Below are 18,705 nucleotides of genomic sequence, written 5' to 3'. Positions count from 1 at the left end.
GTGGGGCGGTGCGACCGCCCCACACCGTTCGCGGTCGTTCAGTTGGTTTCGCTGACCATCCGGGTCTCCCCGCCACGCTCGTCCGTGCCACGGACGGGCAGGTCCCTCCCGGCGGGCACGACGGCGCCCGTGAGGGCACGGACCTGCGCCTCGGCGAAGCGGGCGTCGTCGCGTTCCTTACTGGTGACCGAGCCGAGGTAGCCGAACAGGAAGCCGAGCGGCGCCCCGAGCAGGCCGGGCTCGAAGTCGACGAACTTGAAATCGGCGTCGGGGAAGATAGCGGTGGGGTCGCCCGACACCCCGTTGGAGAACAGGACCATGAAGAGGGTCACGGCGATTCCGCCGTAGACCGTCCACTGGAGTCCTCGGGTGTTGTAGCGCCGCCAGAACAGCGAGTAGACGACCGCGGGCAGGACACAGGCGGCACCCAGGTCGATCGACGTCGGGATGAAGATGTGGGTGAGCTGGGTCAGCATCACCACGCCGCCGACGAGGGAGGCGAGCCCGACGATCAGCACGTTGCGCCGGATGCTCTTGAGTTCGGCGGCCGGGTCCATCGTCCGGCCCCGCGCCGCGTTGAGGTCCTTGGTGATGGACGTGACCCCGTTGAGCAGCAGCGTCGCGAAGATCGCACCGGTCGCCATCAGGGCGATCCCGCCGAGCGCGCCGGTGGCCCAGCCGCCGCCGATCTCGTCTGCGATCTTGGGAAGGGTGATGTCGCGGTGGGCGGCGACCTGGCCGATGGCGTCCCCACCGAGGATCGCGACGGCGCCGAGGCCGAGGATGATCATGCACGTCCAGAACACGACGGTGATGATCGACGCCAGGCCGGCCGAGCGCCGCGACTCCCGCCCGTTGGGCGTCACGAAGTACCGCATGAACAGGAACGGCATCCCCAGTGCCCCGACGGCGATGGAGAAGGCCTTCGACAGGTGGACCCACGGGTCCTGGTCCGACGCGTAGGTGGAGCCCGGTTCGAACAGCCGGCCGGTGGTCAGCAGGTCGAGACCGCGCTTGTCCGGTCGCGCGTTGGCCTCGGCGTCGTTGAGCAGCTCGACGAGGTTGAGCTTGTACCGGGCGAGCACCACCGCGGTCAGCACCGCCACCAGGCCGCCCATCAGGACCACCTTGAGCACCAGGACCTTGGTGACGCCCTCCATGCCGCCCAGGTACACCCAGGCGATGGCGACCAGGCCGACGACGACGGTGATGCCGGCCACCAGCGGCGCGTTCACCGTGGAGCTGGTGGAGAACATCCGGGTGGCGACGAAGGCGACCGAGCCCACGGCGATGATCGTGAACATGCCGAAGATGAGCAGGGTGAGGACCGCCGACGCCATCCGCGCCGGCCGCTCCTGGGCACGCAGCGCGAACACGTCGCCCAGGGTGTACCCGCCCACGTTCCGCACCGGGCCGGCGTAGATCAGCACCCCGACCACGGTGGACATCGTGAAGGCGGTCAGCAGCAGGATGGCGTCGAAGCCGTTCAACGCGACGTGCCCGGTAATGATGATCACGGTCGAGTACATGATGGTCCCGCCGACCATCGCGAAGGCGTTCTCACCGGCGCCGATCCGCCGGCCGGCGAGGAGGAAGTCGTTCGGGTTGCGGATACGGCCACGGGCCGCGTTCGCCAGGACGAACACCAGGACACCGATGGCGACGGCGACCACGGTGGCGATCGCGGGCGCCGCCCAGGTGTTTTCGATCGGGGGTGGCGCGGGGGCCGCGAGAACACCGGTCATCGGAGGTCTCCTTCCAGGTCCGCCCGGATCTGCTCGCTGAGGGGATCGAGTCGTTCACGGGCGAAACGCAGGTACGAAACAGCGATCGCCACCACGAGGAGGAGCGACAGGAGGATGAACAGCAGGCCCACGTTCATCGGGCCGCCGAGTCCCGTCCGGAAGAAGTCCGGCACGAAGGCAGCGAGCGAGATGCCGACGAACCACCACCCGTAGAAGACGACGCTCGCCCAGACGATGAAGGAATTGGACCGACGCCGCAGGGTCTTGAACTGGGCGCTTTCATATACCGCAACATAACGGTCACCGTTCGCTGCCGAGTCCATCGTGCCCATGACACCTCCTCTACTGAGGACGCCGTGGTGACGGCGCCATGACATGGCGGTCGATCAATACGCGGCAGTCTGAGGCACCGATTGCCCCGTTGGCATGGCCCATTCACGGGATTTTCGGCGTGCAGTGGAGAAATGGCGCGCCGCTCCGGCCGAACCGCGTGAACGTGCGATGCCCATCGATGGCTGTGGGGCCGATCGTGTGGCCATGACCTCGGCGCTGGAGACGACCACCTGGACGTACGACGACTTCACGAGCGACAAGCTCGACCCCGCCCGCTGGCGGATCATGTCGATCGCGGGAGCCGACGGCGAGACGTACCGGTACCAGGACCGCAACGCCCGGATGCGGACCGGAGACGGGCACCTGGAGCTGACCGTCAACCCGTTCACCCGCTTCCACGACACCGACCCGAGGCAGAACAACGCCAAGCAGATGTACCGGTCCGTACGACGCCTCGCCGTACCGGCGGCGGGCCAGCTCGCGGTCGAGGTCGAGATGGCGGTACGGACCTACGGCCAGACCCCGTACGACCTGCTCGACGCCTACGGCACGGTGAACCTGTTCGACCTGCAGACCGGTGTCGTGCTCAACGCCGCCGCGACCAACGACACCGTGTACGCGGTCGTCGAGCGACTGGTGCTGCCCGGGGTGACCCGCCCCGACGAGTACTACATCCACCGGGTGGTCCTGGACGTGCCCACCGGGCCGGGGGACGCGCACGGCTACGCCATCACCTACCGGGCCGAGACGTCGGAGGTGGAGTTCCACGTCGACGGCCGGCTCGCCTACTGGACCCGGCTTCCGGTGCCGGTGACGGGCTTCACCGCCGGCATGGCCCTGTTCTCGGCCCGGAACCTCGCCCGCTACCCCCGCGCGCAGCGGGAGCACGGGCAGGGTGCGACCGGCCGGTGGGGGCCGTGGCGGGTCACGACCGGGATCAGATGAGCACCTCACCGCCGTCGATGTTCAGGTTGACCCCGTTGATCGAACGGTTCGTCAGCAGGAAGGTGATCGCCTCGGTACAGTCCTGCATCGTCACCGGCCGCCGGGTGAGCGCGCGAGTCGCGGCGGCCTCGCGGGCGGCCGGCTTGTCACTCCAGAAGGGCGTGTCGGCGACGATGCTCGGGTGCAGGGCGTTGACCCGGACCGGCGAGAGTTCCACCGCCAGCGTCCGAACCAGCGCGCCGATGCCACCGTTCGCGGTGGTCACGCTCGTGGAGCCCGGGTACGGCCGGTGGCTGGCCAGGCCACCGACCAGTACGACCGCGCTCTCGTCGGTCAGCCGTGGGGCGAGCGCCTGCAGGACCGCCGTGTAGCCGACGAGTTTCACCGTCAGCAGGCGCACCGCGTCGGCCGGGCGGTACTCGCGCACCGTGTTGTAGTCCCGGTCGAGCGCCGCGAGCACCAGGTGGTCGACGCGTGCCACGTCGGCCAGCGCGGTCACGACCTGCTCCGGCTCGGCCAGGTCCAGGGCGATCCCACGGGTCCGTCCGCCGATCTCGTCGGCGATGCCCTTGGTCCGATCCGCCGAACGGCCGGTGATGACGACGTCGTGTCCCTGTTCGGCGCAGGACTGGGCGAAGTGCCGCCCGATCCCCGACGTTCCACCGATGACGACGACCTGAGTGCGTTCGGACACGTGATTCCTCCGGGGTGGGTGATGGCCGGTGACCTGACGGACCCGGCCGGCTATTTCTCCAGCTCGGCCAGCACGCCGGCGGTGGAGAGCGGCACCGCGCAACGATCAGCCGCGTAGCGGAGCGCCATGAGATGGTCGTCGAGCGTGAGGTCGGCCAGCGCGTCCGCCACGAGGAACGGCTGGATGTCCCGGCTGAACGCGTCGCAGGCGGTGATCAGGCAGCCCATGTGCGCGTAGACGCCACAGACGAGAAGCTGGTCCCGGCCCGAGAGGCGCAGCCGGTCCTCGAGGTCGCTCCGGAAGAACGCGCTGTAGCGCCACTTGGTCAGCACCGTGTCGTCCGGCTCGGGGGCGACGTCGTCGACGATGCCGCGATCGGCGTCCTCGCTGCTCATACCGGGACCCCAGAGGTCGTGCAGCAGGCCCCGGTCCGCACGGCTCATGCCGCCCGGCTGCGCGGTGTAGAACACCGGCACGCCGGCCGCACGCGCCGCCGCGAGCAGTTTCATGACGTTGGCGACCAACTCGGTCAGCGGCGACTGCCCGGCCGGGAAGGGCCGCAGGAAGTACCGCTGCATGTCGTGCACCAGCACGGCGGCCCGGTCCGGACGCGGGCGCCAGGGCATCGCCGGGCTCGGCAGGTCGCCGTCGCCGGGCATCCGGTACGGCGCGATCGGAGCCATGGCCATGGTCCTTCGCCTCCTGGGTTCAGTCTGCGCTGTCACACGTACCGGCAAGCTCCGCCGTCACACGTGCGGGCAGTGCCGCCGTCACACGTGCAGGGCGGCTCCGCCTTCACACGTGCAGGGCGGCTCCGCCGTCCACGTACAGGTCGTGCATCGTGACGTGACCGGCCTGGTCGGACACGAGGTACGCGACCGCCTCGGCCACGTCCCGTGGCTGGGCCACCTTCCGCAGCGGGATGCCGACCTTGTACGCGGCCGGCGAGCCCTCGATCACCTGCCTCGGGTCACCGTCCTCGCCGAGCATCGCGCGCAGCATCGGGGTGTCGGTCGAGCCGGGCGAGACGACGTTGCACCGGATGCCGTAGTCCGCCAGCTCCAGCCCCAGGCACCGGGTGAAGTGGGCGGACGCGGCCTTCGAGGCGGCGTACGCGGCCATCTCCGTACGCGGCACGCCGGCGGCGTTCGACGCCACGGTCACGATCGCGCCCCGGCGGCGGGGGATCATCCGCCGGGCCACCGCCCGGGACAGGTGGAACACTCCGGTGGCGTTGACCGAGAAGGTCTCGCTCCACTGCCGGTCCGACAGCTCGACCACCCGGGCGGTGTGCAGCACACCGGCCGCGTTGACCAGGATGCCGATCGGCCCCAGCTCGTCCTCGACCCGCCGCACGAGCGCGTCCACGGCCGCGCTGTCGCACACGTCGACGCCGTAGCCACGGGCCGTCACGCCCTCGGCCTCGAGTTTGGTCACCACGGTGGCGAGCGCCTCGGCGTTGCGGTCCACCGCCGCGACGTGCGCTCCCGCACCGGCCAGGACGCCCGCCACGGCCGCCCCGATGCCCTGCGCCGCACCGGTGACCAGGGCGACGGTCGACTCGATTCCGGTCAGTTCCATCATGCGCTCCTGCTGGTCGTGGTGGCCTGCTCGGCGTCGTACCCGAAGAGCCACTCATGCCGGTCCAGACCCGACGCGGTCTGGGCAGAGGTGTCGCGGCGACGCTGCGCGTCCCCGTCGGCCAGGTGGAAGGTCTCCGCGTTGGCCCGGGACTGCTGCTGGATCCGCGTGGTGCGGGGCAGGCGGATCCGTTCGTAGCGGCGCAGGGCCGCGTCCAGGTCGTCCGGGCCGGCGTCGGCCAGGCAGAGCGCGAGCACGACAGCGTCCTCGATCGCCTGGTTCGCGCCCTGCGCCTGGAACGGCAGCATCGGGTGCGCGGCGTCGCCGATGACGACCACCCGTCCCGAGCTGAGCCGGTCGATGCTGTCCCGGTCGTGCAGGGCCCACCGGTTGACCGTCCCCGCCGCGCCGATCAGCCGGGCGACGTCCGGGTGCCAGCCCGCGTACGCCGCCGCGAGGTCGGCGACGTCACCCCGCGCCGACCACGACTCCGCCCGCCAGTCCGAGGCGGACACGGTCGCGCCGAAGCTCACCTGCCGGCCGGACGACACCGGGTAGCACACCAGGTGCTGGTCCGGTCCGAGCCACAACCGCACCCGGGGCTCGGTGAGCAGGAACGGCACCCGGTCGGCCGGGACCAGCCCCCGGTAGATCGTCTGCCCGGAGTACCGTGGCCGGTCGGCCACGATCTGGTCGCGCACGATCGAGTGGATGCCGTCGGCGCCGACGACCAGGTCGGCCGCGACCGTCGTACCGTCGGCCAGGTGCAGCCGGGCCTCGTCGGCGCGTTGCGTCACGGCGACGAGGCGGGCGCCGAGGTGCACCCGGTCCGGCGGCACGAGCGAGAGCAGGCCGGCGTGCAGGTCCGCCCGGTGCAGGGCGTAGTAGGGCGCCCCGAAGCGTTGGCGGCACAGGCTGCCCAACGGGGTGCGTTGCAGGATCCGGCCGTCGTCCCAGCGGCGCATCTCGATCGCCTGCGGGGCGACCGCGACGGCGCGCAGTTGCTCACGCAGGCCCAGTTGGTGCAGCAGCCGGGTGGCGTTGGGCGCCACCTGTACGCCCGCCCCCACCTCGGTCAGCCGCTCCGCCTGCTCGTAGACGTGGCAGTCGATGCCGGCCCGGCGCAGGGCGGCGGCGAGGGCGAGGCCGGCGATGCCGGCCCCGACCACGGCCACCCGGATCTGCCGCATGACGGCTCCCGTCAGTAGTAGAGGAGCGCTTTGCCCCAGTCCTCGTCGGGTCCGAACAGGCTGCGCGGCTTGACCACGTCCGGCATGTTGGTCAGTGCCTCGCGCGGTACCAGCGTCCCCGGGGCCAGCCCGACGACCTCGCTGTCGACCCCGAACGCGGCCCGTACCGAGGCGGTCAGCTCCGCCTGGGCGGCGGCCCGGTGTTCCTCGGCCACCTCAATCTCGATCCGCAGCGTCGTCGGTTCCGCCTTGGCCCGCCAGAACACCACCCCGTGGGACTCCGGCAGGGAGAAGACGATCTCCTCCAGCCGGTGCTGGGTGATCGTGGCGTTGCCGACCCGGTAGCCGAACGCCGCCCGGCCGAGCACCCGGACCGTGGGCAGCTTCCAGCCGCAGTCGCAGTCGTCGTAGGAGACCGACACGTCGTCCTCGAGGTTGTAGCGCAGCAGCGGCATCGCCTCGCGGAACAGCGGCGTGACCACCAGTTGGCCGTCCCCCTCCGCGCTGACCGTGCCGGTCTGCGGGTCGTACACCTCGAAGAGCGCCCGGTCGGCCCACAGGTGCATCCGGCCGTACTGGCACTCGCCGGCGAGGCTGCCGGTCTCCGTGGAGCCGTACTCCTCGATGACCGGCACCCCCCACAGCCGGCTGATCCGGCGACGGCGGGCGTCGGTGAGCGGCTCGCCGCCGACGAACAGCGCCCGCAGCGCGGGGAAGTCGGCGTCGGGGCGGTGTCCGGCCGCGGTCGCCGCGGCGGCCCAGATGAGGCATTCGGTCGGCACCGACCAGGTCAGCGTGACCTCCAGGTCGTGCATGACCCGGACCACCCGGGCGTACGGCATGGCCAGCGACCGGTTGTCGCCGGGCACCACGGTGGCCCCGCGCAGCCGTCCGGCGGCGTGCGCGAGATGCCCGGTCAGCAGCAGCGCGTACGGCGTACGCACCAGGAAGACGTCTTCGGCCGACATCCCGATCCACTTGCGGGCGAACCGCTCGGCCAGGTCGGTCCAGTCCTCTGCCGTGTAGTAGGAGGGCGTGGGCTTGCCGGCGGTCCCGCTCGACTCGTGATAGGTGGCCAGCCGTGCCTTCGGGACGGCGAGCATCCCGAAGGGGTAGTTGTCCCGTAGGTCCTGCTTGGTGGTCAGCGGCAGGCCGGCGAGGTCGGCGGCGGTGGCGGGCAGGGCCGCCGAGTTCAGCCGCTCGCGGTAGAACGGCGAGCGGGCCGCCCAGGTGACGGTCTGCGAAAGCTGCTTCTCCTGTAGGCGCTGCAGGTCTTCCGGCCCGTGCCACTGGCCGAGTTGGGGCAGGTCAGGGCTTAACTCGTTCACCGCTTCTCTTCTCCCAGCAGTCGATGCGCGTTGTCCCAGGCGACCTGCCGCCACTGCTCGGGCGGGATCCGCAGCGCCTGGTACTTGGCCAGTTCCACGGTCGGGTGCTGGAGCGGGTACTCGGAGCCGAACAGCACCCGACCGGCGCCGAGGCGGCGCAGCGCCGCCTCGACCACGCACGTGTAGCCGCCGGAGGTCTCCAGCAGGATGTTGGGTTCGTCCTGGATCAGGGTGAGCGCGTAGAGGTCGATGTTGCCGATGCCGCTGTGGCCGAGCACGAAGTTCACCTGTGGGAACCGGCGGCCCAGGGTGACCAGGTCGGCCACGCCCGCGCCCGGACGTTCCAGGCAGACCGTGTACACCGGGTGGTCGAACTCGGCCGCCACGGCGACGAGGTCGGCGACCCGGGGATCGGCCAGGGCGACGCCGTGCACGGCGGGCGAGACCTCCAGGCCGCGGAACTCGGCGGCCCTGGCGCGGTAGACCTCGGGCGGGCGGTACGGGTTGGCGAAGAAGAACGGCACCAGACGGCCGTCGGTGCCCGCGCAGGCGGCCAGCACCGCGTCGTTGTCGGCGTCGGTCTCGACGTGCCCGCCCTCGACGAGCTGGCGGGACAGCCGGTCCAGGTCGATGGTGCCGCCCGCGCAGACCACCGCCCGCTCCAGCCCGCACTCGTCCAACGTCGACAGCAGCCGCTCCCCGGCGCCCGGCCGGGGGCCAGGCGCACGTGGAAGTCGAGTACCTGCCCAATCATGGCTTGTTCCTCATCGCGCCGTCGCTCACTTCTCGATGCAGAACTCGTCGATCGGGTAGCCGACGTGCCGCTTCTCGACCGGTAGGTAGCCGAGGACCTTCGTGCCCGCGGTCAGCTCGGTGACGTTCAGCACCGTTCCGCCCGGCCCGAGCACCCGTACGTGCCAGTCGTCCTGGACGATGAGGTTCACCGTCACGCCCGACGGCGAGACCGCGTCGATCGCGAGCAGCGGACGCGTCTCGATCTTGACCCGGCCCACGGTGACGATCCGGGACTTCCCCTGCGAGTCGACGGCGAGCACCCGACCGCCGGAGGTCAACTCGCTGAGGTAGTTGGTCCGCCCGTTGGCCGACAGCGTGTACGAGTGCAGCGCGCCGGCGTTGACCCGGAACGGCCGGGTCGGCATGTACGGCAGGGGGTGGGTCTCGCTACAGCACAGGATCATGCCAGTGGAGTGCGAGCCGACCAGGATGCCCTCGTCCAGCCGGAAGTTCGTGCAGGTGTCCACGCAGGCGCGTTCGCCCATGCCCACCCGCCGGATTCCGGTGACCTCCAGCTCCACCAGTTCCAGGTCCGCCGCCCGGCTGACTGCGGCGGTCCGCAGCGCGGTGGCCTCCCCCGGGATGTGGGGGGCGAGCATCACGCCGTCGGAGCCGTGTTCGAGGACCCCGAAGACGATCTCCGCCTCCTCGACGTCGGCCACCTGGGTGATGATGCTGCCGTCCGCGCCGGCTGCGGCGGCCAGCACGATCTCCAGCGGGATCTTGGTGGGGTCCCGGAAGTACAGCAGGCTCCACCGCTCGTGGCGCGCGGCGCGGCAGGCGTCCTCGAGGCTGTCCGCGTCGACGATCTCCACGTACCGGCCGAACTCCACGTCCGGGTACTGCTGGGCCAGCGCGGCGGGATCCCCGTGCCGGGCCGGCTCGACGATGACCAGGTCGGCGGGGGCCAGCTTCTCCGGCAGCGGCTGGCCCTGCGGGAACAGCACCTTCTTCACCGTCGGGGGAAGCGGTTCCAGGTCGGCCGGGTCGGCCGCCACGATGGCGTCCACCCGCTGGTGGACGGCCTCCTCGACGATCGCCGCCTTGGCGCCGTCGACGTTACGAATGTCCAGCCAGCACAGCTTCACGGGGGTCTCCTCGGCGGAAGGGTCGGCGAGTCAGTAGGTGAGGGCGAGCCGGGTGTCGGCGTCGGCCCGGTCCGGGGCGTGCCGTGGTTCGTGCACCAGCCGCGCGACCTCGGCGGCCATCCAGCCGGGCCGGTCGGCCTGGAAGACGTTGCGCCCCATCGCCACTCCGACGGCACCGCCGCGCAGCGCGTCCGACACGTAGGCCAGTACGGTCGCGGGGTCGGTCGAGCGGGCGCCGCCGGCCACGATGAGCGGGATGGGACAGGCGCGGACGACGTCGGCCATCTGCTCGGGGGTGCCGGCGTAGTCGGTCTTGACGATGTCCGCGCCGAGGTCGGCGGCCAGGGTCGCGGCGTGTGCCACGAGTTCCGGTGCCCGTGGGTTGCTGATCTGCGGTCCCCGGGCGTACACCATGGCGAGCAGCGGGACGTTCCAGCGTTCACACTCCCCCGCCACGGCCGCCAGGTCGGCAATCTGCCGGGCCTCCTGGGGTGAGCCCAGGTTGACGTGCACGCTGACCGCGTCGGCGCCCAGCCGCAGCGCCTCCTCCACGTGCGCGACCAGGTACTTCGCGTCCGGATCCGGAGCGTGCCTGGTGCTCACGCTCAGGTGCAGGATCAGCGACATGTCGCCGAACCAGCCGTGGTCGACGTGGCGGAGACTGCCCTTGTGCAGGACCACGGCGTCGACCCCGGTGCCGGACAGTTCACCGAGCAGGGCGTTCAGGTCGCGACGCAGCGGCCCGTCGGTAACGGAATGGTCGAGCGGGACGACGAGCAGGCGGCCGTCGCCGTGCCGGAACAGGCGACGCAGGCGGAGGCCTCGGGCGAACGAGGCGTTGAGTACAGCCACTGGGTCCTGCCTCTCTCAAGCGGTGGCGGAACGGCCGGAGGTCGCGGACGTGCCGGTCTGCCGGGACGCGGTGGAGACGGCGGCTGCCGGCTCGTGCCGGTCGAGCTGGAACTCGCGGTGCAGGGTCTCGACGGCGTCGACGGTGCGTTCCAGCGGCACGATCACGGACAGCCGCAGCTGGGAGGTGGAGATCCAGCTTGTCGGGATCCCGGCCGCGGCCAGGGCCGCCATCAGCCGGGCGGTGTACTCGGGACGGCTGAGCAGGCCCATTCCGACCACCGACACCTTGCCGACGTTCTCGTCGAAGTGCACGCCCCCGCCGAAGGAGGCGGTCAGCTCGTGCAGGGCGGTCCGCACCGAGTTGGCCTGGCTGCGGCGGATGGTGAACCCCATCCGGAACTCGTTCTCGTACGGCCCGGACCGGGCCACCAGGTCCACCACCGTGCCCTGGGCGGCCAGCACCTCGAACACGTCGGGAGCCAGGTCCCGGTGGCTGTCCCGGCAGTGCACCAGCACCCGCGCCACGTCGGTGTCGTGGGTCACCGCCGTGACGGCCCGCCGGGTCTCCAGCGGCTGGCCGTCCGGGCGGTCCACGACGACGGTGCCGGGCGCCTGTGACGACGCGTTGCGGACGCGCACTTCGACCCCTTCCATGGCGGCGAGTTCGATGCAGCGGGAGTGCAGGATCCGCGCGCCGGCGAACGCCATCTCCGCCATGACGCCGGGCTGGACCCACGGCAGGCAGCGGGCCGCGGGCAGGATGCGGGGGTCGGCGCTGAAGACGCCGTCCACGTCGGTGTAGATCTCGCACGCCGAGGCACCGAGTCGCGCCGCCAGCGCGACGGCGGTGGTGTCGGAGCCACCCCGGCCGAGCGTGGCGACGTCCCCGGCGCGGTCCACCCCCTGGAAGCCCGTCACCACGGCGACCTCGCCACCGTCCAGTGCCGCCTGCACGCGGGTGGCCCCGATCCGCGAGATGAGCGCGTCGCCGTGCCGGTCGGTGGTCTGGATCCCGGCCTGGTGGCCGGTCAGCGAGACCGCCGGCACCCCCAGCCCGTTCAGGGTGAGCGCCATCAGCGCCGCCGACTCGCACTCGCCGACGGCCAGCAACTGGTCCAGTTCCCGGGACGGCTCGGTGGCACCGACGTCCGCTGCCAACCGCAGCAGCTCGTCGGTCCTGCTGCCGCGCGCCGAGACCACCACGGCCACCGCCGATCCGCACCGCCGCGCCGCCGCGACACGCAGGGCGGCCTGCCGAACGCAGTCCAGAGTCTGGAGCGAGGTACCGCCGTATTTCTGGACCAGCACATCCACAGTCGTATTCACCGCCCTCGTTGAACTGGTGTGCCGTTGACAGTAATCGCGGCACCCCTGTCCGGCTACGACCTGTGCGAGTAGTGGCCCCTCATTCATGTGTTTACGCCATACCGCTGGGGCGTTACCGGAGATACGGGACGGCGGCCTCACGTCATGTGCGACGTGTTTCGCCGCCGCAGTATCGACAGGGGCGATCCGAACTCATGCAAAGGGAGCGACATGGACGGGACGGATTCGCGCATGGCCAGCCTCCCGGACGTTCTGGCCGGCCTCGGCGAGGACGGGCGTGCCTTCGCCCTGCTGTACCGGCCCGGCTCGGACCGGGACGCGCGCGTGGAGGTGCTGACCGGCGAGGTATGCGGCGTGGACCGGCTCGCCGAACTGCCCCTGCCCGACGGGCTGGCGGGCGGCGCGCGGCACGACCTGCTCGTGGCGGTGCCGTACCGGCAGATCACCGAGCGCGGGTTCAGCTGCCACGACGACGGCGCGCCGCTGCTCGCCATGCGCGTCCACGAGCAGGCCGAACTCAGCCGCGACCAGGCCCTGGCCGGGCTGCCCGAGCAGGACGTGCCCGTCTCCGAGGCCGGCTTCGACATCAGCGACGAGCACTACGCGGAGATCGTCAAGCAGGTGCTGGGTGACGAGATCGGACAGGGCGCCGGGTCCAACTTCGTCATCCGGCGTTCCTTCACCGCACGGTTGGACGACCACTCGGTGCGTACCGAACTCGCCATCTTCCGGCGGCTGTTGACCGGCGAACTGGGGTCGTACTGGACGTTCCTGTTCCACACCGGCGCGGGAACGTTCATCGGCGCGTCGCCGGAACGGCACGTGAGCCTGACCGACGGCACCGTCTCGATGAACCCGATCAGCGGGACCTACCGGCACCCCGCGACCGGCCCGGAGATTTCCGGGATTCTGGAATTCCTGAACGACCAGAAAGAGGCCAACGAACTCTACATGGTCGTCGACGAGGAACTGAAAATGATGGCCCGGATGTGCATTTTCGGTGGCCGGGTGCACGGTCCGTTTCTCAAGGAAATGGCGCGCCTGACGCACTCCGAGTACATCCTGACCGGCGACAGCGACCTCGACGTACGGGACGTGCTGCGGGAGACCCTGCTGGCGCCGACCGTCACCGGCAGTCCACTCGAGAACGCCTTCCGGGTCATCACCCGGCACGAGACGACCGGCCGTGGGTACTACGGGGGCGTCCTCGCGCTGATCGGCCGGGACGCGGCGGGCAGCCGTACGCTCGACTCGGCGATCATGATCCGGACCGCCGAGATCGGCGACGGTGGCCGGCTGCGCCTGGGCGTCGGCGCCACCCTGGTCCGGGACTCCGACCCCGAGTCCGAGGTGGCCGAGACGAAGGCCAAGGCCGCCGGCATGCTCCGGGCGCTCGGCCTCGCACCCGCCGGCGCCGGAGGCGCGCCTGCCGCCCTGGCGGACCCGTCACCGGCCACCCATCCCCAGGTACGCCAGGCGCTGCGGGCCCGCAACACCACGCTGTCGCGGTTCTGGCTCGACGGGGCGCACCGGGCGGCCCCGGACCCGGCGCTGGACGGACGGCGCGTGCTGGTCGTCGACAACGAGGACCTGTTCACGGGGATGCTCGGCCACCAGTTGCGCGCCCTCGGGCTGCGGACCACGATCACCCGGTTCGACCGGCCGCTGCGTCCGGAGGGCTACGACCTCGTCGTCGTCGGTCCCGGCCCCGGCGACCCGAGCGACGCCACCGACCCGCGCATGAACACGCTCCGGGCCCTCACCCGGGAGCTGCTCGCCGGCACCGTGCCGTTCCTGGCCATCTGCCTGGGCCACCAGGTGCTCGCCGCCGAACTCGGCTTCGACATCGTCCGGCGCGCGCTGCCCAACCAGGGCGTCCAGAAGCGGATCGACCTGTTCGGCCGGTCCGAACTCGTGGGCTTCTACAACACCTACGCCGCCCGCGCCGAGCGTGACCTCGTACCCCACGGCCAGCAGAGGGCCATCGAGATCAGCCGGAACCCGGAGTCCGGCGAGGTGCACGCCCTACGCGGCGCGGGGTTCCGATCCGTGCAGTTCCACCTCGAATCCATCCTCACCCAGCACGGCCCGCAGATCCTCGGCGACCTGCTCGGCTCGCTGCTCAGCGAGGCGGGGGCCGGCGTTCCGGATGCCCGGGTGGCCGCGCCTCGCCGCTGAGCGGGCTGACCAGTCCGGTCTGGAAGGCGATGACCACCAGTTGTGCCCGGTCGCGGGCGCCCAGCTTGCCCATCGCGTGACTGACGTGCGTGCGGGCGGTGGCCGGGCTGAGAAAGAGCTCGGCGCCGATCTCGTCGTTGCTCAGGCCCTGTCCCACCAGGGCCAGCACCTCACGCTCACGTTGGGTCAGTACGGCCAGCCGGTCCTCGTTCACCCGGCTGACGGTCCGGGCGGCGGTGAACTGGGCGATGAGGCGGCGGGTGATCCGGGGCGCCAGCAACGCCTCGCCGGCGGCGACGACCCGGATGGCGTGCAGGAGTTCGGCCGGCCCGGCGTCCTTGAGCAGGAAGCCGGACGCGCCGGCCTGGAGCGCCTCGAAGACGTACGCGTCGGTTTCGTAGGTGGTCAGGATCAGCACGCGGACGTGTTGCAGCCCGACGGTCCGGGCGATCTCGTTGGTGGCCTGGATCCCGTCCAACCTGGGCATCCGGATGTCCATGAGGACGACGTCCGGGCGGGTGACCCGGACCTGTTCCACGGCTTCGGTGCCGGTGGTGGCCTCCCCCACCACCTCGATGTCGTCCTCGACGTCGAGCAGCAGCCGGAACCCCGATCGCACCAGCCGTTCGTCGTCGGCGAGCAGCACCCGGATCGGGGTGGACCCGTGCTCCGTCCTCACCGCCGTGCCGTTCCCGCCGGCGCGAGCGGCAGCCGGGCCTTGACCTCGAACCCGCCGTCCGGCAGCTCCTCGGCAGCCAGCTCGCCACCGAGGAGCTGACAACGTTCGCGCATGCCGAAGATGCCGTGACCGGGCTCGTCCGGGTCGCCGGGGCAGCCGCCGGCCACGGCGGTCGCCTGCCGGGGCGTACGGCCGTCGGTTGCCCCGGTGCGACCGGCCTCGTTGGTCACCCGGACCTCCAGAGTGTCGATTCCGTAGTCCAGCACCACGTTCACCCGGGTCGGGCCGACGTGACGGAGCACGTTGGTGATCGACTCCTGGAGGATGCGGTAGGCGGCGCTGCTCACCGCGCTCGGCGGCGGCGACGGCGGCGACGTCACCTCGAGGTTGATGTCGAGTCCGGCGTCCCGCGCCTTCGCGGTGAGCTCGTCGATCTCGGCCAGGCCGGGGGCGGGCGCCCGTTCCTCGTCGGAGTCACGCAGCATCCCGAGGATGGCCCGCATCTCCCGTAGCGCCTGGGAGCTCATCTGCTCAATGGTCCGCAGCGTCTCGCGGGCCAGTTCCGGGCGCTTGTCGAGCACGTACGCGGTGACCCCGGCCTGGACGTTGATGACGGCGATGGCGTGGGCGACGGTGTCGTGGACCTCGCGGGCGATCCGGAGCCGCTCGGCGTCGACCCGGGCCCGGGCCTCCTCATCCCGGGTCCGTTCGGCCGATTCGGCCCGTTCCAGTGCCCTGGCCGCGACGACCCGCCGGGACCGGACGGACTCGCCGAGGGCAGCGCTCATGATGCTGGCCCCGATCCGGAAGAACACCCAGCCGATCGCGGCACGGGGTTCGAGGTCGATCGCGGCGACCAGCCAGCACCCGGTCAACGCCGTGATGCCGACGCCGACGATCAGGAGGGACCGTTGCCCGTCGCCGAGAGCGGTGAGCGTGTAGGTGGCGACGAAGAGCCCGAGCCAGCCCGGACCGTCGGGAAAGTCGAGGGTGTAGTACGCCAGGCTGGCGAGCACGGTCGTGACGAACACCGCGAGCGGCCAGCGGCGGCGCACGGCCAGCACGGCGCCGCTGACGACCAACAGGACGAAGCCCAGGTGGCCGAGGTCGGCGAGTGGACGCAGCACCGTCTCGGGCTCCGCCGCCACCCGGCGGAGGGTCCCCTGGACCTGCATCGCGGTGACGAAGAGCGCGAGGATCAGATCCTGTGCCCACCCGGGCAGGCGAAGCGGCGTGGTGCGGTCCGGCATATCGCAATGGTAGATATCCAGGAGACGACGCGACTCCCGCCAGACACGCGGGCAACTACGACGAGAAGCGCGGTTCGAGCCGACCCGCTACGTCAGAACGCGTAGACACGTCCCATCCGCTGATGGAGGAATCACCCGATCCATCGTGCGAAACTCGCTTCCTTGGTACCACCGACGGGGCACCTGTGGCTGCACCACCTCGGCGTTCCGAACACCCCTCTGACCCAACCGACCTAAAGGGGTTTTCCCATGCGTAAAGCTTTCACGGGACTGGCGGCGTTGTTGATGTTCGTCGTCGTCGTGCAGTTCTTCCTGGCCGCCAGCGGCGCGATCAACAGCGCGCCCACCGACGAGGCATTCGGGCCCCACCGTGGCCTGGGATTCGTGACGATCCTCCTCGCCCTGGTGTTGACGGTGGTGGCCGCGGTGGTCCGGATGCCCGGTCGACTCATCGGCCTGTCCGGTCTGGTCGTGGGGCTCGGGATCCTGCAGCCCGTGATCGCGATCATCGCCAAGGCCCTCGGGGAATCGGGAGCCGGACAGCTCGTGTTCGGCCTGCACGGGGTCAACGGGCTGGCCATCATGGGCGTGGTGCTCATGATCATCCGGCGGTCGCAGGCGCTGACGGCCGCGCCCACCACGCCGGCCGGTACGGCTGCCGCCTCTCCGGCTGCCGGTTCGGCAGCGGGCCCGGCGCGATCGGCCTCATGACCACGGCCCAATGGATCCTTCTGGACCACGGGGTAGCACTGCTGGGGGTCGCCACCTGGTTCTCGACCGGGGTCACGGCGGCCCTCCGGCGCTATCGGCTCGCGTTCGGCCTGCTCGTCGGGGCGCTTCTGGTGACGGTGGCCCGGCTGGCCACCGTGGCGGCGCTGGCCGGTCAGGGCTGGTGGTTCGCGCAGGAGAAGGCGCTGCTGGGGCTTCCCCTGCTCGGAGCCGCCGGACTGGCCGCCGCGCTCATCGCCGGCCCCCGGCTGCGCACGGCGGGCCGGACGCCCGGTGCGGGCCTGCCGACCGGCGGTCTGGTCGCGCTCTTCACGGCCGGGTACGCCGCGCTGGCCGGCCTGGTGGTGACGTTCATCGCCGGGTCCCCACTGACCTGGAGCACGGCGCTGATCGCCGTGTCGTTCGTCTGCGCCGGTGCGCTGCTGACCTCGCGGGTGGTCACCGGACCGGCTGCCGAGCGCACCGAGGACCACACGCGAGCACCGGCACCGCCGGGTCGCTCGATGCTCTCGCGCCGTGGGTTCATCGGCATGGCCGGCGGAGTGGTCGCGGCGGGAGCCGGGCTAACCGGGGTCGGACTGCTGTTCCGGGCGCCCGAGGCGGTGGTCACCGGAGGTGGGCCGCGCCGCGCCGCCGGGTCGGGGGCCACGGTCTCGGTGGCGGACCTGCGCGGGGCTCGCGAACCGGCCCCGGGCGGCACCACCCGGCGACACACCCTCACCGCCCGGACCGCCACCGTGCGCCTCCCGTCGGGACATGACGTCGACGCGTGGACCTACGACGGCCAGTTGCCCGGCCCGGCGATCACCGCGACAGAGGGTGACCTGATCGAGTTGACGCTGCGCAACACCGACATCGAGGACGGCGTCACCCTGCACTGGCACGGGTACGACGTACCGTGCGGTGAGGACGGTGCGCCGGGCGCCACGCAGGACGCGGTGACTCCGGGCGGCGAGTTCGTCTACCGGTTCCGCGCCGACCAGGTGGGGACGTACTGGTACCACACCCACCAGACCTCGCACCCCGGTGTACGCAGAGGGCTGTACGGAACGCTCGTCGTCACACCACGGCAGGCCGAGCCGGCGGAGCTGGACCTGACGCTGCCCGTGCACACCTTCGACGACGCCGTGGTGATCGGAAACCAGGACGGACGCACCGTCCACCCGGCCCGCCCCGGCGCGCCCGTGCGCCTGCGACTGGTCAACACCGACTCGGATCCGCACCGGTTCGCGCTGACCGGCGCGGCGTTCCGCGTGGTGGCGGTCGACGGCCGTGACCTCAACCAACCGGGCGAGGTACGGGACGTCGGGCTTCGCCTGCCCGCCGGCGGACGGTACGACGTGGTGCTGACCATGCCGGACATCCCGGTGGCCCTCCTGCTCGACAACGACCGCGATCGGGGCGTGCTGCTACGCCCGACCGAACACACCGGAGACGACCCGGCCCCGCCGGACACCTCCGACTGGCCGGAACTCGACCTGCTGCACTACGGCGAACCCGCAGCCGTGCCGTTCGACGCGGACCACGCCGACCGGCACTTCACGGTCGTCCTGGACCGGGCGCTGACCCTGGTCGACGGCCGCCCGGCCTACGCCCAGGCCGTCAACGGTCGCGGGCATCCGTCGATCCCCGACCAGCTCGTCGCCGAGGGAGACCTCGTCCGCTTCACCGTGGTCAACCGGAGCCTCGAGACCCATCCCTGGCACCTGCACGGTCACCCCGTGCTGATCCTCTCCAGGGACGGGACCCGCTCCTCCGGCAGCCCGCTGTGGATGGACACCTTCGACGTACGGCCGGGCGAGGTCTGGGAGGTGGCGTTCCGGGCCGACAACCCGGGCATCTGGATAAACCACTGCCACAACCTGGTGCACCAGGACCAGGGCATGATGCTGCAGCTCGTCTACGACCGCGTCCGCACTCCCTTCGCGGACGCGAGCCACGGCCACTCCTGACCGGCCTGGCGTGCCGCTCCGATCCGAGGAGCCCGCGCCG

At 71.3% G+C, this 18,705-nt stretch carries 17 protein-coding genes; 4 read left to right on the top strand and 13 right to left on the bottom strand.

Annotated elements, in window-relative coordinates:
- Positions 1–38: 38 nt before the first annotated feature.
- Both GA0074692_RS32065 and GA0074692_RS32060 read right to left on the bottom strand, forming a co-directional pair.
- The gene (locus tag GA0074692_RS32065; protein ID WP_091651759.1) at positions 39–1,745 is read right to left on the bottom strand and encodes a solute symporter family protein; all 1,707 of its coding nucleotides are present in this window, start codon (positions 1,743–1,745) and stop codon (positions 39–41) included.
- Positions 1,742–2,077 (bottom strand): DUF485 domain-containing protein, encoded by a 336-nt coding sequence (locus tag GA0074692_RS32060; protein WP_091651756.1) that lies wholly within the window; start codon positions 2,075–2,077, stop codon positions 1,742–1,744. Before GA0074692_RS32060 ends, GA0074692_RS32065 begins: the two co-directional genes overlap by 4 nt.
- Positions 2,078–2,282: 205 nt before the next feature.
- Here GA0074692_RS32060 and GA0074692_RS32055 point away from each other — a divergent pair, with 205 nt between their 5' ends.
- Positions 2,283–3,023 carry a DUF6081 family protein gene (locus GA0074692_RS32055; protein WP_091651752.1) on the top strand — a complete coding sequence of 247 codons (741 nt, stop codon included), beginning with the start codon at positions 2,283–2,285 and terminating at the stop codon, positions 3,021–3,023.
- Here GA0074692_RS32055 and GA0074692_RS32050 read toward each other — a convergent pair.
- The 9 genes from GA0074692_RS32050 to GA0074692_RS32010 form a co-directional block, all read right to left on the bottom strand.
- The gene (locus tag GA0074692_RS32050) at positions 3,016–3,717 is read right to left on the bottom strand and encodes an SDR family NAD(P)-dependent oxidoreductase (protein WP_091651749.1); all 702 of its coding nucleotides are present in this window, start codon (positions 3,715–3,717) and stop codon (positions 3,016–3,018) included. The genes GA0074692_RS32055 and GA0074692_RS32050 overlap by 8 nt on opposite strands.
- A 50-nt stretch (positions 3,718–3,767) precedes the next feature.
- Positions 3,768–4,400 (bottom strand): isochorismatase family protein, encoded by a 633-nt coding sequence (locus tag GA0074692_RS32045; protein WP_281199086.1) that lies wholly within the window; start codon positions 4,398–4,400, stop codon positions 3,768–3,770.
- Positions 4,401–4,512: 112 nt separating this feature from the next.
- Positions 4,513–5,298 (bottom strand): 2,3-dihydro-2,3-dihydroxybenzoate dehydrogenase, encoded by a 786-nt coding sequence (locus tag GA0074692_RS32040; RefSeq protein WP_091651743.1) that lies wholly within the window; start codon positions 5,296–5,298, stop codon positions 4,513–4,515.
- Positions 5,298–6,488, bottom strand: coding sequence for an FAD-dependent monooxygenase (locus GA0074692_RS32035; RefSeq protein ID WP_091651739.1), 1,191 nt, complete (start codon positions 6,486–6,488; stop codon positions 5,298–5,300). Before GA0074692_RS32035 ends, GA0074692_RS32040 begins: the two co-directional genes overlap by 1 nt.
- A gap of 11 nt (positions 6,489–6,499) precedes the next feature.
- Positions 6,500–7,816, bottom strand: a complete 1,317-nt coding sequence (locus tag GA0074692_RS32030) for a phenylacetate--CoA ligase family protein (protein ID WP_091651736.1) — start codon at positions 7,814–7,816, stop codon at positions 6,500–6,502.
- Positions 7,813–8,496 (bottom strand): amidohydrolase family protein, encoded by a 684-nt coding sequence (locus GA0074692_RS32025; RefSeq protein WP_245730549.1) that lies wholly within the window; start codon positions 8,494–8,496, stop codon positions 7,813–7,815. Before GA0074692_RS32025 ends, GA0074692_RS32030 begins: the two co-directional genes overlap by 4 nt.
- Before the next feature lie 99 nt (positions 8,497–8,595).
- Positions 8,596–9,699, bottom strand: coding sequence for a 3-dehydroquinate synthase II (locus tag GA0074692_RS32020; protein ID WP_091651733.1), 1,104 nt, complete (start codon positions 9,697–9,699; stop codon positions 8,596–8,598).
- A 30-nt stretch (positions 9,700–9,729) separates the two neighbouring features.
- Positions 9,730–10,551, bottom strand: a complete 822-nt coding sequence (locus tag GA0074692_RS32015; RefSeq protein ID WP_091651730.1) for a 2-amino-3,7-dideoxy-D-threo-hept-6-ulosonate synthase — start codon at positions 10,549–10,551, stop codon at positions 9,730–9,732.
- Positions 10,552–10,566: 15 nt separating this feature from the next.
- Positions 10,567–11,877: an aspartate kinase gene (locus tag GA0074692_RS32010; RefSeq protein WP_218106729.1), complete on the bottom strand. Its 1,311-nt coding sequence runs from the start codon at positions 11,875–11,877 to the stop codon at positions 10,567–10,569.
- Between the two features lie 231 nt (positions 11,878–12,108).
- Here GA0074692_RS32010 and GA0074692_RS32005 point away from each other — a divergent pair, with 231 nt between their 5' ends.
- Entirely contained in the window at positions 12,109–14,055 is a 1,947-nt protein-coding gene (locus GA0074692_RS32005) for an anthranilate synthase family protein (protein ID WP_091651724.1), read from the top strand.
- Here GA0074692_RS32005 and GA0074692_RS32000 read toward each other — a convergent pair.
- A complete protein-coding gene (locus tag GA0074692_RS32000; protein WP_091651722.1) occupies positions 14,000–14,734 on the bottom strand; it encodes a response regulator transcription factor in 735 nt (244 codons plus the stop codon). The two genes, GA0074692_RS32005 and GA0074692_RS32000, sit on opposite strands and share 56 nt — an antisense overlap.
- The gene (locus GA0074692_RS31995; RefSeq protein ID WP_091651718.1) at positions 14,731–15,984 is read right to left on the bottom strand and encodes a sensor histidine kinase; all 1,254 of its coding nucleotides are present in this window, start codon (positions 15,982–15,984) and stop codon (positions 14,731–14,733) included. Before GA0074692_RS31995 ends, GA0074692_RS32000 begins: the two co-directional genes overlap by 4 nt.
- A 249-nt stretch (positions 15,985–16,233) precedes the next feature.
- Here GA0074692_RS31995 and GA0074692_RS31990 point away from each other — a divergent pair, with 249 nt between their 5' ends.
- Both GA0074692_RS31990 and GA0074692_RS31985 read left to right on the top strand, forming a co-directional pair.
- Positions 16,234–16,695, top strand: coding sequence for a DUF6220 domain-containing protein (locus GA0074692_RS31990; protein ID WP_091651714.1), 462 nt, complete (start codon positions 16,234–16,236; stop codon positions 16,693–16,695).
- The gene (locus GA0074692_RS31985; RefSeq protein WP_091651710.1) at positions 16,692–18,665 is read left to right on the top strand and encodes a multicopper oxidase family protein; all 1,974 of its coding nucleotides are present in this window, start codon (positions 16,692–16,694) and stop codon (positions 18,663–18,665) included. The genes GA0074692_RS31990 and GA0074692_RS31985 overlap by 4 nt, the downstream gene beginning before the upstream one ends.
- Positions 18,666–18,705: the final 40 nt, after the last annotated feature.

Source organism: Micromonospora pallida (assembly GCF_900090325.1).
Classification (GTDB): domain Bacteria; phylum Actinomycetota; class Actinomycetes; order Mycobacteriales; family Micromonosporaceae; genus Micromonospora; species Micromonospora pallida.
This window is presented reverse-complemented; position numbering and strand designations above follow the sequence as displayed.

Coding starts and splice junctions, on each gene's coding strand:
- GA0074692_RS32065 (WP_091651759.1), bottom strand. CDS start 1,745: ATGACCGGTGTTCTCGCGGCCCCCGCGCCACCCCCGATCGAAAACACC.
- GA0074692_RS32060 (WP_091651756.1), bottom strand. CDS start 2,077: ATGGGCACGATGGACTCGGCAGCGAACGGTGACCGTTATGTTGCGGTA.
- GA0074692_RS32055 (WP_091651752.1), top strand. CDS start 2,283: ATGACCTCGGCGCTGGAGACGACCACCTGGACGTACGACGACTTCACG.
- GA0074692_RS32045 (WP_281199086.1), bottom strand. CDS start 4,400: ATGGCTCCGATCGCGCCGTACCGGATGCCCGGCGACGGCGACCTGCCG.
- GA0074692_RS32040 (WP_091651743.1), bottom strand. CDS start 5,298: ATGGAACTGACCGGAATCGAGTCGACCGTCGCCCTGGTCACCGGTGCG.
- GA0074692_RS32035 (WP_091651739.1), bottom strand. CDS start 6,488: ATGCGGCAGATCCGGGTGGCCGTGGTCGGGGCCGGCATCGCCGGCCTC.
- GA0074692_RS32005 (WP_091651724.1), top strand. CDS start 12,109: ATGGCCAGCCTCCCGGACGTTCTGGCCGGCCTCGGCGAGGACGGGCGT.
- GA0074692_RS31995 (WP_091651718.1), bottom strand. CDS start 15,984: ATGCCGGACCGCACCACGCCGCTTCGCCTGCCCGGGTGGGCACAGGAT.
- GA0074692_RS31990 (WP_091651714.1), top strand. CDS start 16,234: ATGCGTAAAGCTTTCACGGGACTGGCGGCGTTGTTGATGTTCGTCGTC.
- GA0074692_RS31985 (WP_091651710.1), top strand. CDS start 16,692: ATGACCACGGCCCAATGGATCCTTCTGGACCACGGGGTAGCACTGCTG.